This is a genomic window from Clostridium sp. OF09-36 (genome assembly GCF_003481985.1).
Taxonomy (GTDB): domain Bacteria; phylum Bacillota; class Clostridia; order Lachnospirales; family Lachnospiraceae; genus Brotaphodocola.
Map to the genome: position 1 here is coordinate 1 of NZ_QUMD01000020.1, position 16,345 is coordinate 16,345.

13 protein-coding genes and 1 pseudogene are annotated in these 16,345 nt (G+C 50.6%); 2 read left to right on the forward strand and 12 right to left on the reverse strand.

All coding sequences use genetic code 11. The features are described from left to right. From DXA97_RS13940 to DXA97_RS13955, 4 genes are all read right to left on the reverse strand, one after another. The coding region (locus DXA97_RS13940; RefSeq protein ID WP_347561633.1) for a transposase at positions 1–150 on the reverse strand (150 nt) is incomplete at its 3' end. Between the two features lie 111 nt (positions 151–261). Next, complete coding sequence (gene rlmD, locus DXA97_RS13945) at positions 262–1,794, reverse strand: 23S rRNA (uracil(1939)-C(5))-methyltransferase RlmD (RefSeq protein ID WP_118720874.1); 1,533 nt, start codon at positions 1,792–1,794, stop codon at positions 262–264. A 512-nt stretch (positions 1,795–2,306) separates the two neighbouring features. Then, positions 2,307–3,251: an HD domain-containing protein gene (locus DXA97_RS13950; protein WP_118707639.1), complete on the reverse strand. Its 945-nt coding sequence runs from the start codon at positions 3,249–3,251 to the stop codon at positions 2,307–2,309. A 69-nt stretch (positions 3,252–3,320) separates the two neighbouring features. Further along, positions 3,321–4,646, reverse strand: a complete 1,326-nt coding sequence (locus tag DXA97_RS13955; RefSeq protein WP_118720845.1) for a PDZ domain-containing protein — start codon at positions 4,644–4,646, stop codon at positions 3,321–3,323. 262 nt (positions 4,647–4,908) lie between these two features. On the opposite strand from DXA97_RS13955, the pseudogene DXA97_RS13960 reads away from it, so the two are divergent. Both DXA97_RS13960 and DXA97_RS13965 read left to right on the forward strand, forming a co-directional pair. After that, positions 4,909–7,301 (forward strand): annotated as a pseudogene (locus tag DXA97_RS13960) (endonuclease MutS2). A gap of 86 nt (positions 7,302–7,387) precedes the next feature. Beyond that, positions 7,388–8,098 carry a response regulator transcription factor gene (locus DXA97_RS13965; protein WP_118707633.1) on the forward strand — a complete coding sequence of 237 codons (711 nt, stop codon included), beginning with the start codon at positions 7,388–7,390 and terminating at the stop codon, positions 8,096–8,098. 108 nt (positions 8,099–8,206) lie between these two features. Here DXA97_RS13965 and DXA97_RS13970 read toward each other — a convergent pair whose 3' ends face one another. The 8 genes from DXA97_RS13970 to DXA97_RS13995 all read right to left on the reverse strand — a co-directional run bounded on the left by DXA97_RS13970 (position 8,207) and on the right by DXA97_RS13995 (position 16,320). After that, positions 8,207–9,367: a hypothetical protein gene (locus DXA97_RS13970; RefSeq protein WP_118720847.1), complete on the reverse strand. Its 1,161-nt coding sequence runs from the start codon at positions 9,365–9,367 to the stop codon at positions 8,207–8,209. 125 nt (positions 9,368–9,492) lie between these two features. After that, positions 9,493–10,899, reverse strand: a complete 1,407-nt coding sequence (locus DXA97_RS13975) for a HAMP domain-containing sensor histidine kinase (protein ID WP_118720849.1) — start codon at positions 10,897–10,899, stop codon at positions 9,493–9,495. Positions 10,900–11,211: 312 nt separating this feature from the next. After that, positions 11,212–11,508, reverse strand: a complete 297-nt coding sequence (locus DXA97_RS22300; protein ID WP_347561626.1) for an AraC family transcriptional regulator — start codon at positions 11,506–11,508, stop codon at positions 11,212–11,214. 152 nt (positions 11,509–11,660) lie between these two features. Then, complete coding sequence (locus DXA97_RS22305; RefSeq protein WP_347561627.1) at positions 11,661–11,972, reverse strand: response regulator; 312 nt, start codon at positions 11,970–11,972, stop codon at positions 11,661–11,663. Continuing rightward, on the reverse strand, positions 11,965–13,674 hold the full coding sequence (locus DXA97_RS13985; protein ID WP_243107677.1) for a histidine kinase: 1,710 nt from the start codon (positions 13,672–13,674) through the stop codon (positions 11,965–11,967). The genes DXA97_RS22305 and DXA97_RS13985 overlap by 8 nt, the downstream gene beginning before the upstream one ends. After that, positions 13,664–14,122: an extracellular solute-binding protein gene (locus DXA97_RS21630; protein ID WP_182436914.1), complete on the reverse strand. Its 459-nt coding sequence runs from the start codon at positions 14,120–14,122 to the stop codon at positions 13,664–13,666. The genes DXA97_RS13985 and DXA97_RS21630 overlap by 11 nt, the downstream gene beginning before the upstream one ends. Further along, positions 14,065–14,691 (reverse strand): ABC transporter substrate-binding protein, encoded by a 627-nt coding sequence (locus DXA97_RS21635; RefSeq protein ID WP_182436915.1) that lies wholly within the window; start codon positions 14,689–14,691, stop codon positions 14,065–14,067. The genes DXA97_RS21630 and DXA97_RS21635 overlap by 58 nt, the downstream gene beginning before the upstream one ends. Positions 14,692–14,880: 189 nt before the next feature. Further along, a complete protein-coding gene (locus DXA97_RS13995) occupies positions 14,881–16,320 on the reverse strand; it encodes a phosphoglucomutase/phosphomannomutase family protein (RefSeq protein ID WP_118543871.1) in 1,440 nt (479 codons plus the stop codon). Between the last annotated feature and the right edge of the window lie 25 nt (positions 16,321–16,345).

Consider the following 16,345-nt stretch of genomic DNA (forward strand, 5'->3'; position numbering starts at 1 on the left):
ATCGGATGCTATTTTCTGAACCAGTTCTTTTAGATAAGTCTCAATCTCTGCCGATAAAATCTTCCTGCGATATTTCACAGACCACACCACATGGTAGTTGATATTGTATACACAAGTTCTTGAATATATTAATTTTTCTTTCATACACATAGTATACTATCATACAGAAGGAAACGCAAGCAAAATCGAACAAGCTTTCGATTTTGTTTGCGTTTCAGACGCTTTCATCTCGGCAATTGAATAACCGAGGATTCCCGCTTGTTATCCTAAAGTCAAATCCATCTCATCCATATCAACAGTTACATTCACATGATGCTTTGCTTCATGGAGTTTGGACAATAAGCACACCGTCTCAACATGCCCGCTCCACGGGAACATATCCACAGTCCGCACCCGCTCTACCTGGTATCCTCTCTCGCCCAGATATTTCACATCTCTTGCAAGGGTCGCGGAGTCGCAGCTGACATAAACCACTTTTTTCGGTGCCATTTTCACGATGGTATCCAGACACACGCTGTCACAGCCCTTGCGCGGCGGATCCACCACGATCGTATCGGCATAAACCTGGTTCTTTTCATACTGCTCCGGCAGCACCTCCTCTGCCTTTCCTACAAAGAATTCCACATTTTCGAAATGATTTAATTCTGCATTGGCTCTCGCATCATCGATGGCCTGGGGAACGATCTCGACTCCATACACCTTTTTCGCTTTCTGGGCAAGGAACAGGGAGATGGTTCCGATGCCGCAGTACAGATCCCATACGGTTTCTTCCCCGGTTAAACCGGCATATTCCAGTGCCGTTCCGTAAAGCTTCTGGGTCTGGACCGGATTGACCTGATAGAAGGATAATGGAGAAATCCGATAGCAGACATTGCCGATATAATCGGTAATATAACCAGGTCCATACAGATTTACGATTTCTTTTCCCATGATGACGTTGGTCTTTTCGCGGTTGATACTGCAGGAGATGCTGACCATATGCGGCGCCGGAATCTCTGTGTTTGCCCTGGTTCCTGCTGCCTGTGCTCCCATTCCTGCGTCATCTGTCTCTGCGCCCTCAGCTGTTTCCACATGTTTTTCCGGGAACAGCTTCACCAGACGCTCCACCAGCACCTCCGCCGCTTTCAGCTTCTTCACCCCTCCATTCAGTACCAGACATACCATCAGTTCACCCGTGGTAAAGCCTTTTCGGATCAGTACATGGCGCACCAGACCGCGGTGTGTTTCCTCCTCATACGGCGCAATATGGAATTCTTCCATAAAGGCGCGGATGCAGTCCAGGATCGGCTGGTTTTCTTCCACGCCAAGCAGACAGTCCTCCTGTTCAATGATGGCATGGGTGCGGCCTGCATAAAAGCCGGTGATGATACGGCCATCCTTGTCTTTTCCAAACGGGAACTGTGCCTTGTTGCGGTAACGCCACGGCTCTTCCATGCCGATGATCGGCTCCATGGGAATCTCCGTGAGTCCGCCGATGCGGCTTAAGTTGTTGCGCACCTTATTTTCTTTAAATTTCAGCTGCTCCTCGTAGCTCATGGCCTGAAGCTGGCATCCGCCGCACTGGCGGGCGGACGGGCAGCGTGGGGTGACACGGCAGTCCGATGGCTTTACCACCTGCATCAGACGGGCAAAGCCATATGATTTTTTTGTTTTCATAACCTTGGCTTCCACCACATCCCCAATTACGGCATCTTTCACAAACCAGGTGAAGCCGTCGGTTTTGCCGATTCCTTCCCCGGTATCGCTCATATCTTCTATCTGAACCTGAAATACATCATTCTTTTTCCAATCCATGTTTCGCTCTATCCTTTCATCCAGTTCCAACCTGATTCTTTCCTATCATTTTACGGGTTTTCTTACCACTGCGCAAGTCTTCCCTTTTTGTTTATCACGATTTCTGTCAAACCGGCCTTGCTGCCATCTTTTTTCCGTAAGGACTTTCCTTTTATTTCCATCCTTTTCCGTAAGATTTTGTTTAGAAACTTTCCGCTTTCTTCACAATCTCCTCAAACTTTAGACACATTTTTCCAGTATCATATAACCATGATGTGAGGGAGAGAAAACAAAACGAACCCATCATCATAATGAACAGCAACTAACAAACATGTTCGTTATGCACCTGTTATAAAAGAGCCCGGCGGCACCAAGCGCGCAACCGCTGCCGGGGTCGTCAATCAACAACCCGTTTTCCGGATGACACACCGGATGAACGGTTCCTATATATTGGTACACAATACATTACCTCTTTCCCCTTTTTAATCAGAAAACGCGCCGGTTTTGGCGCGTTTTCTGATTTTTCTATTCTTTTAACACTCTGTTGTCTTCCGGATATTCGTCTCCAGCAGCCGGTTATATCCAAGCCATCCCTGGTTGTCCCCCGCACCGCGCAGCACTTCGATCATCGTCTCCATCTTTGCGTCTGCGTTGTCCGCGAAGTTTAAAGCCATCGCTTCTAAGAGAGCCGGTTTTTTCGGGGAACCGTACTCCAGTTCTCCGTGATGCGCGAGAATGCAGTGCTTTAACTCGCTTGCCAGCTTTGGCGGAAAGCCTTCGATGGTGCGCATGCGCTCGCCAACCATCTCCGTTCCGATGATGATATGGCCTAACAGCTGACCGTCATCGGTATAGTCATTTGCCGGGAATGTTGACAGCTCTTTGGTCTTACCGATGTCGTGGAACATGGCTGCAGTTAAGAGCAGGTCGCGGTTTAACATCGGGTAGGCAGACGCAAAGTAATCGCACATCTTGGTAACGCTTAACGTATGCTCTAAAAGGCCGCCTACAAATCCGTGATGCACGCTCTTGGCTGCGCTGTGGAACTGGAATGCCTTCGCAAATTCCGGATCCTGGAAGTAGCTGTCCAAAAGCTGTTTCAGATATGGGTTTTTTACAGATGCAATAAACGCAAGCAGCTCGGAATACATCTGTTTTACATCTTTTAAGGAGACCGGAAGGTAATCTGCCGGAATGTATTCACCCTCATCGGCTTTACGGATCCGCTTTACGTTCAGCTGCTTTGCACCCATGAACATGGTCACGTCTGCATCGACGTAAACATAATCCAGCGTCTCAAAATTTCCAACGCCCGGTGATCCCAGATCCCATATTTTTGCGTCTACTGTGCCTGTTTTGTCCTGAAGGACCAGGTTTCCGTATTCCTTTCCGTTCTTGGTCAGCGCGATCTGCTTATTTTTGCACAGATACACGTCAGAAACATGCATGCCTTCTCTGAAACTGTCAATATACTTCATATCTCTTCCTTTTCTTTCTATCTTGCTTGTGATTCTTATTTCCAGTGCAGATCAAATCTGCACTGACCACTACCTGCTTCCCACCGTTACGTCAAACTCCAGCTGCGTGTAGCTGTCGCGCCCGTTCCGCTGCACAGTAATGTGCACCGTCTGGCCGCAGGTCATCTTTTCTACCGCTGCCTGGTATTCCTTCATCGATGTAATTGGCGTTTTATCGATCTGTGTGAGGATGTCTCCGTTCTGGATTCCCGCATTGTACGCCGGTTTCTCGGTAACAGCATTCATGACATAGATGCCCGCCGGCATTCCGCCATCCATCTGCACTTCGGTTACCTCCTGGCCGACAATGCCGACGCAGGGAACGCCCTGGCCATTGCTCAGCTTTTCCAGAATTCCCTTGTAATCGGAAATACCAAAGATCTCCGCCATATTGCTGCCTGCCGCCGAACTGTCAGAAGCGGAAACAGCCCAGCCGATCAGCTCTCCATCTGTATTCATCAAAAATGTGCCGCGGTCCGCATCCGTTAAAATATGGGAATACAGCATCCGGCAATGCTGGTCAACCATCGGATTGCTGCGCACCACATAGGAAACAAATCCGTAATCAAGCGAATGAACGACTCCGGCCGGACTGCCGATGGATGCGATCATATCGCCCTGACGCACCTGATAGGAGTTTCCGAGCGGAACCGGCTCTAAATCTTTTAACAAAGACGTGCTGATGTCGCCCGCGCTGACACTGACGATCGCCATGCCGGATGTGGTATCCTTCTGTTTCATATGACCGCTCACATCGTTTCCATTCTCAAAGGTTACCTTGATGGAATCCGCCTGCTCGACTGCATCCTCTGGTGTCAGGATCAGCAACTCCTGGCTGGTCTTCGCGATGATGACTCCGGCATATAACCCCGTTGTTTCCACCGGATTGTCAAACCAGTCCGTGTTCTGCTGGACAGAATGTACGACCACCACACTTTTATCCACAGCCAATGCTTTGGAACGCAGACTGTTTAACAGGGAATTCAGATCATCTACCGTATAGCGGTAATGCTCCAGTGCACTCTGGACCATCTCCTCCACCGGCTCAGTTTCTGTCTCAGACGCACTCTCCGTCTCCTGCGCTTCTACGGATGACTCCAGCTCATCCTTCGGGATAGATACCGCCGATGCCGTCGGCTTGTTTCCGTCGGATAACTGCTCCATGATCGGACGGGTCAAAACAAAACAGACTGCAGAGACGACACCAAAAATGATTCCGGCACAGGCAGCTGTTGCCATTCTGGTACCAACCTGCTTTTTGCTTGGAGCCGGTCTTACGATCTTTTCGCTGATGAAATCGCGGTCATTCTTTTTTTCATGTTCAGGTTTCTTTTCTGGATCCCGTACCTCAGACATTCACGTCCTCCTTACTTCATAATAAATCCTCCCCTGATGCATGCCTGCGCAGACTTTCCGTTCCTGTACACGCACATGTGTCCAGCAGCGCTTTTCCCATCTTGCAATTCTGCGCAGATGGTATGCATTATCTCCTATTATAAGGTTCTGACCCGATTTACGCAACTAAAAAAGTATGTGCCCCGCCCTTTCGCAGGAATTCATTTCATGTTATAATCGAATTGTTTATTTTCACTATATATAAAGTAAATCGAGGATTTTTATGAACCAGAAAGTATTAAAAACATTAGAATATAACAAGATCATTACCCAGCTGACCGGCTATGCTGCTTCCACCCCCGGAAAGCTGTTATGCCAGAACCTGCTCCCGATGAGCGATTACCACGAGATCGTACAGGCACAGACCGAGACAAGTGATGCGCTCACCCGTGTCCGCATGAAGGGAAGCCTTTCCTTAAGCGGTGTCCGCGATGTGCGGGATTCCTAAAACGCTTGGAGATTGGCAGCTCCCTCAGCATTTTAGAGCTGTTATCCATCAGTTCCCTGCTGACGGTTGCCGCGCGTGCCAAAACTTACGGTCACCACGAGGAATCCGAAGAGTTCCCGGATGACTCCTTAGACTCCATGTTCCGGAGTCTGGAGCCGTTAACCTCCGTCAACAACGAGATCAAGCGCTGCATCCTCTCCGAGGATGAGATCAGCGACAACGCAAGCCCGGGGCTTCACAAGGTCCGCCGCTCCATGCACGGCATCAACGACCGCATCCACACCCAGCTGAACAGCATCTTAAACAGCTGCCGTTCCTACCTGCAGGACGCTGTCATCACCATGCGTGACGGGCGCTACTGCCTTCCGGTCAAAGCGGAATACAAATCCCAGGTCAACGGTATGGTCCACGACCAGTCCTCCACCGGTTCCACCCTGTTCATCGAACCGATGGCTGTGATCCAGTTAAACAACGAACTGCGCACCCTGGAGATTCAAGAGCAGAAAGAGATCGAAGCAGTCCTCGCTGATCTAAGCGGCCAGCTGATGCCTTACACCGAGGAGCTTGCCATCGACCTGCAGATTCTGACCAGACTGGACTTCATTTTCGCCAAAGCAGCGCTGTCCCGCCATTTCAAGTGCAGCGAGCCGAAGTTCAACACCGAAGGCCGCATCCACATCAAGGATGGCCGTCATCCGCTCTTAGACCCGCAGAAGGTTGTTCCGATCACCGTCTGGCTGGGCACCGATTTTGATCTTCTTATGGTCACCGGTCCAAACACCGGCGGTAAGACGGTTTCCTTAAAGACCGTCGGACTCTTCACGCTGATGGGCCAGGCCGGTCTGCACATCCCGGCTTTTGAGGGCTCAGAACTGGCTGTATTTGAGGAAGTCTTTGCCGACATCGGAGATGAGCAGAGCATTGAGCAGAGCCTCAGTACCTTCTCTGCCCACATGACCAACATCGTGCACATTTTAAATCAGGCAGACAGCCATTCCCTCTGCCTGTTCGATGAGCTCTGCTCCGGAACCGACCCGACCGAGGGCGCGGCTCTGGCCATTGCCATCTTAAACTTCTTGCACAACATGAAGTGCCGCACCATGGCCACCACCCATTACAGTGAGTTAAAGATCTATGCGCTCAGTACCCCAGGCGTGGAAAATGCCTGCTGCGAGTTCGATGTGGCAACCCTGCGCCCAACCTACCGCCTGCTCATTGGCATTCCTGGAAAGAGTAATGCATTCGCCATTTCCAAAAAGCTGGGACTGCCGGACTACATCATTGACGATGCAAAGACCCATCTGGAATCCGAGGATGAGACGTTTGAGGATGTCATCAGCCGCCTGGAGGAAAACCGTGTCACCATCGAGAAAGAACGTGCTGAGATCGAATCCTACAAGGCTGAGATTTCACGGCTGAAATCTGGTCTGGAAAAGAAGGAAGAACGCTTCGACGAGCGCAAGGACCAGATGATCCGCAAAGCCAATGAAGAAGCGCAGCGCATCCTGCGCGAGGCAAAGGAGACCGCTGACCGCACGATCAAAAACATCAACAAGCTGGCGGCTTCCTCCGGCATCGATACCAGAGCCCTGGAGGCAGAGCGCACAAAGCTGCGCGAAAACTTAAAGAAAGTCGACGGCAATCTGTCCTTAAAACAGGAGACCAAGAAGCCGCACAAGGCCATCAATCCGAAATCCTTAAAGCTCGGAGACGGCGTGCGCGTTCTCTCCATGAACTTAAAGGGCACCGTCAGCAGCCTTCCGGATGCACAAGGCAACTTATTTGTCCAGATGGGCATCCTGCGCTCCAAGGTCAACCTAAACGACCTGGAACTTCTGCAGGAAAATTCCGTCAGCGGACCGGGCATGGAATCCCGCCGCAAAGGAAGCGGAAGCAGCAACATCAAGATGTCCAAGTCCTTCGGCATCTCCCCGGAGATCAACGTTCTGGGCATGACCGTGGACGAGGCCGTTGCACAGCTTGACAAATACCTCGACGATGCCTACATTGCCCATCTGCCGCAGGTACGCATCGTGCACGGCAAAGGCACCGGAGCCCTGCGCGCCGGTATCCACAAGCACTTAAAGCGCTTAAAATACATCAAAGAATTCCACCTGGGCGGCTTCGGCGAAGGCGACGCAGGCGTAACCATTGTAGTATTCAAATAAGAAAAATCCGGGCAGCCGGATTTTTGCACAAGACGCAGCAGCTGCTGCAGACAAACACAGCACAGGAAATATCAGGAGGAAACGACATGGCTGAGAAACAGCGGATTTTAATCGTAGACGATGACGAGAACATTGCAGAGCTGATTTCGCTCTATCTGATGAAAGAATGCTACGAAACTTATATTGTAAATGACGGCGAGGAAGCCTTAAAAATTTTCCCGGAGTTCAAGCCAAACCTGATCCTTCTGGACTTGATGCTTCCGGGCATCGACGGCTACCAGGTGTGCCGCGAGCTGCGTGCCACCTCCCAGGTGCCGATCATCATGCTGTCCGCCAAGGGCGAAATCTTCGATAAAGTCCTGGGACTGGAGCTTGGCGCCGATGACTATATGATCAAGCCGTTCGATTCCAAGGAACTGGTAGCCCGGGTCAAAGCTGTGCTGCGCCGCTACCAGGCTGCTCCGGCTCCAACGATACCGGAACCGGCCCAGCAGGGCGAGTACGTCGAATACCCGGACCTGACCGTAAACCTCACAAACTACGCGGTCACCTACTGCGGCCACTCCGTGGAGATGCCGCCGAAGGAACTGGAGCTTTTGTACTTCCTTGCCTCCTCACCAAACCAGGTATTCACCCGTGAGCAGCTTCTGGACCACATCTGGGGGTACGAATACATCGGAGACACCCGGACCGTCGACGTACATATCAAACGCCTGCGCGAGAAGATCAAGGATCACGCCAACTGGGCGCTGACCACGGTGTGGGGCATCGGATATAAATTTGAGGTGCGGAAGTAACTTTATAACAATATCACACAGTAACGAACGAGGGCCGAAAGGTTTCGTCCCCGCCATTCGGCGGGGACGGAACCTTCCGGCCCATTTGTGTTTACTGTGAGATATTGTTTACTGAATCCACGCTCCGTCTCCTCCGACGTAGCAGCCGTCCGGTGTCCGGGTGTTGACCAGCATGGCGCCGGTGCTGTCCGTGTAGTACCACTTTCCATTTTCATTGATCCAGCCGCAGCGCAGATATCCGTTCTGCCCGAAGCAATACCAGATTCCGTCAATCAGCACCCAGCGGCCTGCCGGGTAGCTTCCATCCTTAAACTGGAACCATTTACCGCCTTGGTCAATGCACCAGTGGTTGCCCTGTGCGGTGGAAACATTCTGCCCGTTTGCACCTGCTGCCCCCGGGCCGCCGGTGCTGGCACTGCTTCTGCCATTGTCCCCAGGACCGCCGGAAATGTATTTTCCATTTCCCGGCCCACCACTGGATGACGGAGAGCTATGGTAACCAGAGCTGATATCATCTGCCTCCGAGGATGTCAGATAGATCGTATCAGAGCTTTCCCAGTCACCCTTTTCTGAGCCGCTTCCCACTGCACGGACTACAAAATAATAATCCCCTTTCCGGGTCATGCGGCTTGCAAAATCGTAGGAGGTATCGTATACCGATGTGGTACTCATGACGGTAGAATCATCCCGGTACAGCTTCACCTGATAATACCGTGCCGCCGTATTTTCATTCCAGGACCCGGTTCCGGAGGAGCCATCCCAGCTGGCACCACTGACACTCAGATCACCGTTGTCCAGCTTATCCAGCTTCATGACCAGCACCAGTGTTTCTTTGTCATCTTCCCGTCTGCAGGTCACATAAGAAGCATCATCCCCATGGAAAGAAAAATCACTCTTGCTGGTACAGTTGAAATAATAACCACTGTCCGCATACAAGGTCACTTCTACTCTTGGGGTCATACCGCCTTTCCAGTCATCGTCCTCGTTCGTGATCTCTGTTCCGCCAACCCGGTAATTTCCACCATCCGCAGTCACTGAAACATTCCCGCTGCTGCTTCCTGCCTGAATGGTAGAATGCACGGTCAGGCTGACACTGTTAATCTTTGTGCGGGATTCGGCGGCAAAAGCAGCTCCGGCATTCGCCCAGACAAGAACTGCTGTTAGTATAACTGCTGCGATTCGACACATACCCGTTTTCCTGTTCTGGTAAGCTCTTTTTGCTTCCCCATGATTTTCTGCACTATAGTTCTTCATGCTGTTTTTTCCCATGTTTTTGCTCCCTTCTTACAACTATGCTCTGCAATCTTCACATTCTGCCAATGGTTCACTTATGACCTCAAGCTATATTACTGTTCCTGTATGCGTATCCTGCAGTCCCAATCTATTTTATATTATTACAGATTCGTAGCCAGCGGCAATGAAAAGATAAATTCCGATCCCACGCCTTCCGTACTGACGACATCGATATTTTCCCCATGTGCCTGAATGATTTCTTTTACAATGGCAAGTCCGAGACCGGTTCCTTTTTTATCTTTTCCGCGGGACAGGTCCGATTTATAGAAACGGTCGAATACCTTCTTCACACTGTCCTTCGGAATTCCGATGCCCGTATCCTTTACCGAAACAAAGATCTTTTCGTTTTTTATGCGGGTCTGGATGTAAATCGTGGAATCCTGATGGCTAAACTTAATGGCATTATCGATTAGGTTGTAAAGCACCTGCTGGATCTTTCCAAGGTCCGCATAGACCATCTGGATGTTATCGGAAAAGGTCAGCTCAAAGTTGATATTTTTCTTGCCGCAGGTTCCCTCAAAGGATGCCGCCGTGTCCTTGATCACGCGGTTGATATCAAAGCTGGAGCGGGAAAGATAGCCCTTGCTGTCTAAAGAGTTTAAGGTCAGCATTCCCTGGGTCAGTGTTGTTAAACGTTCCGTTTCAGAAATAACGCGCGTTAAATATTTTTCATACATTTCCGGCGGGATGGTTCCGTCGATAATGGCCTCCAGATACCCTTTGATGGAGGTCAGCGGCGAACGGAAATCGTGGGAAACATTGGCGATAAAGTTTCGCTGGTATTCCTCCAGCTTATTGAGTTCCCCAGACATATAGTTTAATGTACCAGCGAGATACCCCATCTCGTCACGGGTATTCAACTCGATCTGGTAGTCCAGATTTCCCTGGGCGTATTCGTTGGCCCCTTCCGTAATCTTCTTTAACGGAAAATATACGGTCTTGGTAAACACAAGAAGAATGATCAGCGACAAGATAAACAGGATTCCAGCCGTGATGTAAACCACATTCAGGTTCGAATTGCTCATTTCCCAGATCACACTCATGGGCAGATGCACCAGCACATAGCCGTATGTATTATAATTTCCGGTAATCGGTGCCGAAACACTCAGCACATCATACGGAAACAAATCATAATAAGATCCGGTCGAGTACGATTTGTTTCCCGTTGCAGTCGGATCAAACCCGTCTATGGTCGTCCCCGCCCGCTTGTTCTGCTCACTGTCCACCACAATGATTCCCTGCCGGTTGACCACCCAGATCTCCGCCCGCACAAACTTTGCCACCGCCTGAAGCTGCGGATAAACGGAATCCAGATCCTGCTTTTTCCCCTGGTATACACTGCTGTAGGCAGATGCGATCAGGTTTGCTTCATCGTACATGGCTTCTGCCTGATTCTTTATCTGGTTTTTGTTCATCAGCTGTGCGGAAAATGTCGCGATCGACGCAAACCCCAGCAGTCCAAAGACCAGATAACCCAATATAAATTTGTAATAGAGTGAATGTTTCATATCTGCACCTAAACCCCTTATGTTGTCATCGGCCTCTTGTAGCTGTGCGGATGCAAAAGCCGATGCGATGTCTGACTCCTTTTGCATTATATTTATTCTATCATAATCCCAGCCCGAAATAAATCCACAGACGACAAAAAGCACGCTCGCGCGTGCTTTCTGTTTAGGAGTTGAGTTTCTGATTTCACGGGTCAGATGAAACCAGACGAAATGTATAGAATATTCACATGTAGTTAGTTGCGGCTAACTGTCATTATATTAGCATAGGCTAACTTATTTTGCAACCCCTTTTTTCAATTTTTTTAAATTTTTTTACCGGCTCCGGTCCTGATACTCCGACGGGGAGATCCCCGTCACCTTTTTGAACTGGGCGCTGAAATATGCCGTATCGGAATATCCCACCTGCTCCGCCACCTCGTAAACCTTCACCCGGCAGTCTTTTAACAGGGTCATGGCTTTCTTCATCCGGTACCAGGTAAGATAGTTGGTGAACGTGTAGTCCGTCTCTTTTTTGAATACGCGGCTTAAATATCCTTCGCTGATTTCCAGCTTTCCTGCTACCGTGCTGATATTGATATCTTCCCGGTAATGCTCCCGGATCAGCTGCACAGCCTGCTCTACATATTTATTTTTTGTATTTTTGACCGGACTTAAGCGAAGGACCGGCGCATCGGCACTGGCATCTGTCTGGGTTTCCCGCGCATCCCGAAGTCCCTGGATATGGCGGACCGCTGCCTCAAGCTCTCCATCTTTTAGCGGCTTTAAAAGGTAATCACTGACACCAAGACGCAGTGCACTCTGGCATATTTAAAATCACTGTATGCCGTCAGGATAATGAAGCGCGCCTGACAGCCTTCCGCCCGCAGCTTTGTGATCATCTCCACACCGTCCATCCTGGGCATCTTGACATCGGTTACCACAAGATCCGGTGACAGCCGCTTCACAAGCTCTGCCCCTTCTTCCCCATTGGCAGCTTCCCCCACGATCACACAGTCTAACGCAGACCAGTCGATCGTCAGGATAATTCCCTTTCTTGCCATGGTTTCGTCTTCCACGACTACGACTCTATCCATTGTTTTCATCCTTTCGAAACGGCAGACGCAGCGTCACGGTAGTCCCGTCCTCCTCTACCTGCGCATGCATCCCGTATGTTTCCCCATAATAGATTTTCAAGATCTGAATGACATTGTAAAGTCCCAGATGTCCGTCCCGCTTTGCCGGTGCCGGGCTGTTGATCCAGTCCACCATATCCGCACTCATTCCACATCCGTCATCGGTCACGGAGATACTTAATACTCCGTCTTTCTGCGCTGCATAGATACAGATATAACCATTGTCACAGCCATCCAGCCCGTGAATGATGGCATTTTCCACCAGCGGCTGCAGGATCATCTTCGGAATCATACATTCTTCCAGCTGGTCCGGAATTTCTGTCTCATAAAGGAATCGTCCGCTGAACCGGATCTTCTGGATTCGGATGTAACTGTCTATGGTGTCCAGTTCTTCCTTTAATGGAATAAAGGGCTTGCTGGATATGCTCTTTCGCAAAATGACTGCCAGGTTTTCCGCCAGCACTGCAATTTCCGGAATCTGCCTGATCCTGGCATTCCATTTGATGGTATCCAGCGTATTGTACAGAAAATGCGGGTTCAGCTGTGTCTGGTAGAGACGCAGCGTTGTCTCATTTAAATCCTTCTGTTTCTGCACTCTTTCTTCCAGGTAACTGTTTAAATCGATTACCATTCTGTTGAAGCTTTCGGTCAGCCGCCCGAGTTCATCGTTTCGCGTGCTGCGGACCCGGATACTCAGATCTCCTGCTTTCACCTTTTCCATAGCTTTATCCAGCTGGCTGACTGGTTTTGCAATGCTCCGCGTCAGGATGCCGGAAATGCTTAAGCACAGGCACAGACTTAACAGGGACATGGCAAGGATCACCGTGCCCATGGTCTGCATGGCCGGTGCGCTGATCGGCGCCTGCCTGCATAGGATCACGGAAAAGCCGCGTTCCGGCTCGTTCACCCGCAGATACTGTGTATCATCCTCCGTGTTCGTCTGCTTCTCCATTCCGGCTGCGATCTCTTCCATTTTTTCAGCATCGTAATCTGGTCTGGAGCAGTAAATGGGACGCTGGTGCGCGTCCAGAAGTAAAATGGTATCGGTCAGGGAATAAAAACCGCTGAAAATGCTGTCGAAATTCTCCCTTGTGAAGTCCAGTACCAGGTATCCGGTTCTAGCTCCTCCTGAATTTTCGATTGGATAAGCGCCCTGCATCAGCACACGGCTGTCCGTCAGGTTCAGATACGGGTCTGTCCGGTACCAGGTCATCTGTTTTTTCCCGGAAGCTTTTTTCAAAAGTCCCCAGTAAACCGGAAGACGATCCCCGCGCGTCATCGTATCCGTCGTAAAGCGCAGCCTTCCTCCGACATCGTAAACGCTGATCTGCGCATGTCCGTATATTTCCTTGGATGCCTGATACAGCGACACATACATGCCGCGCTGCATTTCCACCGTAGTCGTATCGATCATATAGCGGGCCACGGAACCATCCTTTGTCTGTTCCCGGCAGACATTCTCGCAGTCCTCCAAAAGTGCTGTAAACCGGCTGCTGATCTCTGAGATCTGCCGCTGTGCTTCCTGTTCGCTCTGCCGGTTTAAGGATGCGGTAAACAGCCGGACCATCACAATACTGGAAAGAAAGAGCGGCACCAGGCGACCGCCAGGCACGCCAGGAACACCCGTCCCCGGAATGAAAGGTGGATTTTTTTCATGATGCACCTCCCATTCCTGCTTCCGCATCCGATATGGATTTCCACAATTCCAGGATTTTTCTTTTTTCCATAGAAATGGTTTCAAAATCAGCATCCGGAAGCGGCAGCCTTTCGAGAGCATCCATCCCCTTTGGTGTCTCCACATCCTGCCGTACCGACCTTCGGCTCTGACTGTCCATAAGAATTTTCTGCACATCTTTGCTGAGGGTAAACTCCAGAAACTGTTTTGCAGTTTCTTCATGCACAGTTCCCCGGCGGATGGCTGTTCCTTCCAGGACCAGAAGTGTGCCTTCTTCCGGGTAAATATAATCTACATCAGCTCCGCTGCTGCGAAGTGCCTGCGCAGTTTCCTCCGTCGTCACGCCTACACTGCAGCGGCCATCCAGAATTTCTTCCTTTACCTGGGCGATGTTTTCCAGCAGATTATGATCCAGCTTGCCGGCAAGTTCCTGCACGTACTGTTCTTTTTCCGGGCTGACCAGGGCTGCGGCTGCAGGGCAGTCAGAGAAATATCCGATTTTTCCGGGTCCGCAAATGCTACCCTGCCTTTCCACCTCGGCTCCAGCAGACTTGCCCACCCAACCGGAAGTTCCCGGTAAGTCACGACATTCGTGTTGTACATAATGACCAGCGGAAGGACTGAGAATGCGCTCCAGCTGTGGTCCACCGAACGGAATGTCTCTGCAACCGCTGCCTCCTGGGCGCTTTCGTAAGGCATCCAAAGCGCCGCATACTCATCCAGAAGTTCGGTACTCACCCCAAATGCAAGATCCCAGTCTTTCGCCTGTTCAAACATCTGCCGCACGTTTTCCGATGTTCCTGCCTTCACTTCCACGCTCAGACCGGTGCGCTCCTCAAACTCTTTTACCACCGGCTCGTAAACCAATGGCTCCTGGTCCGTACAGATCACCAGATCAGCTGGTACCTGTGTCTGCGCAAACATCGATCCTGCCGTTTTCTTCCCGCAGGCAGAAAGCAGCATCGGTATTGCCGCCAGAATCCATATCCTTCTCCTGATCTTCACTCGTGTTCTCCCCATTTCCGTTGCTTTAAAAAAATCCCCTTTTTCCCATGTTTCTGCTTTTCATTATAGCAGAAAACACTGGAAAACGGGGATTTTCTATTTTACATCTTCCTTAGCGAAACCGTCTCGTTCCGCTACCATTTTCGCATCTGGACAGTCCAGAAAGAGGCAGGACAATTCCGGTTTCCGTTACAGTCCCAGGAATTTTTCAAAGATCTCGCAGATCATCACGGCTTCATGCTCGGTCTCCATCTCACAAAAGATCCGAAGAAGCGGCTCTGTTCCCGAGAAACGCGTGCTGACCCAGCCACCATTTTTTAAGTAAACCTTGCAGCCGTCCATGTAGGAAATATGATCCACCTCAAACGGGATCTCCGGCAATGCCTGGTCGATCATCAGCGTCTTATGGATCCGCTCTTTCTCCTCTGCGGTAAAGCGGTATGCCCGCTCCTCCATATGGATCTCGCCGTATTCTTTGCGGATATCTTCCGCGATCTCCGACAGTTTTTTGCCGCTGACTGCCATCATTTCGACCAGCAAGGACGCCGCGTAGATGCCATCCTTTCCGTGAATGTGTCCCTTCACGGTCAAACCTCCGGAAGACTCGCCGCCGATGATCGCATCGGTCTCCTGCATCTTTGCGGAAATGTACTTAAAGCCGACCGGCACCTCATAACACTTCTGTCCGAAGCTTTCTGCCACCTTGTCCAGCACATGCGTGGTAGAAAGATTTCTCACCACCGGACCGCGCCAGCCGCGGTATTTCAGCAGATAGTAATACAGCATGACCAGAATGGTGTTTGCATGGAGATAATGTCCTTTATCGTCGATGACGCCAAGCCGGTCTGCATCTCCGTCCGTCGCAATGCCGATGTCGCAGTAACGGTCCAGCACGTAGTTCTGCAGATTGCGCAGGGTATTCTCGGTCGGAGCCGGCATCTTTCCGCCAAACAGGGTATCATGCTGGGCATTGATGGTCTCTACCGTACAGCGCGCAATGGAAAGGATGGTGCAGAGTGCCGTCAGGCTGACCCCGTACATCGGATCGATCGCAATGCGCAGATCGCGTTCCCGGATCGCATCCAGATTGATCAGGGAGATGATGTTGTCCAGATATTCGTTCATGGGGTTCATCTCCACCACCTGGCCGCTCTTCACCAGTTCCTGGTAAGCGTGCGGCGGCATCTGCCCGTATTCCTCCGGATCCGGGACATAAAGCTCATCTGCCTGTTTTAAATAGCGTTCAATATCTGCGGTCTGATGCTCATCCGCATCTCTTCCACCCTTCGTAAAGACCTTGATCCCATTGTAGATGGCCGGATTGTGGCTCGCTGTCACCATCATGCCATAATCCAGGTCATGTTTCATCACATAGAACATTACAAGCGGTGTCGGAGAACTCCGGTCCACAAACAGCACTTTGATTCCCTGCTGCCCAAAGATCTCGCAGGACCAGATGACTGCTTCCTTGGAAAGGAACCGGCGGTCATAGCCGATCACCACCGGCTTGTCCTCCACATGTTCTGCTTTCATTTTTAAAGCCATCGCAAGCGCGAGCTTCTGGATATTTTCTTTTGTAAATTCTTCCCCAATGATGGCTCTCCAGCCACCAGTGCCAAATTTTATCATAGCCACACCTCATTTTTTGCACTTG

Bases quoted from the DNA above. Each gene is read 5' to 3' on its own strand.
- rlmD (WP_118720874.1), bottom strand. From the start codon at position 1,794: ATGGATTGGAAAAAGAATGATGTATTTCAGGTTCAGATAGAAGATATG.
- DXA97_RS13950 (WP_118707639.1), bottom strand. From the start codon at position 3,251: ATGAAGTATATTGACAGTTTCAGAGAAGGCATGCATGTTTCTGACGTG.
- DXA97_RS13955 (WP_118720845.1), bottom strand. From the start codon at position 4,646: ATGTCTGAGGTACGGGATCCAGAAAAGAAACCTGAACATGAAAAAAAG.
- DXA97_RS13965 (WP_118707633.1), top strand. From the start codon at position 7,388: ATGGCTGAGAAACAGCGGATTTTAATCGTAGACGATGACGAGAACATT.
- DXA97_RS13970 (WP_118720847.1), bottom strand. From the start codon at position 9,367: ATGGGAAAAAACAGCATGAAGAACTATAGTGCAGAAAATCATGGGGAA.
- DXA97_RS13975 (WP_118720849.1), bottom strand. From the start codon at position 10,899: ATGAAACATTCACTCTATTACAAATTTATATTGGGTTATCTGGTCTTT.
- DXA97_RS22305 (WP_347561627.1), bottom strand. From the start codon at position 11,972: ATGGATAGAGTCGTAGTCGTGGAAGACGAAACCATGGCAAGAAAGGGA.
- DXA97_RS13995 (WP_118543871.1), bottom strand. From the start codon at position 16,320: ATGATAAAATTTGGCACTGGTGGCTGGAGAGCCATCATTGGGGAAGAA.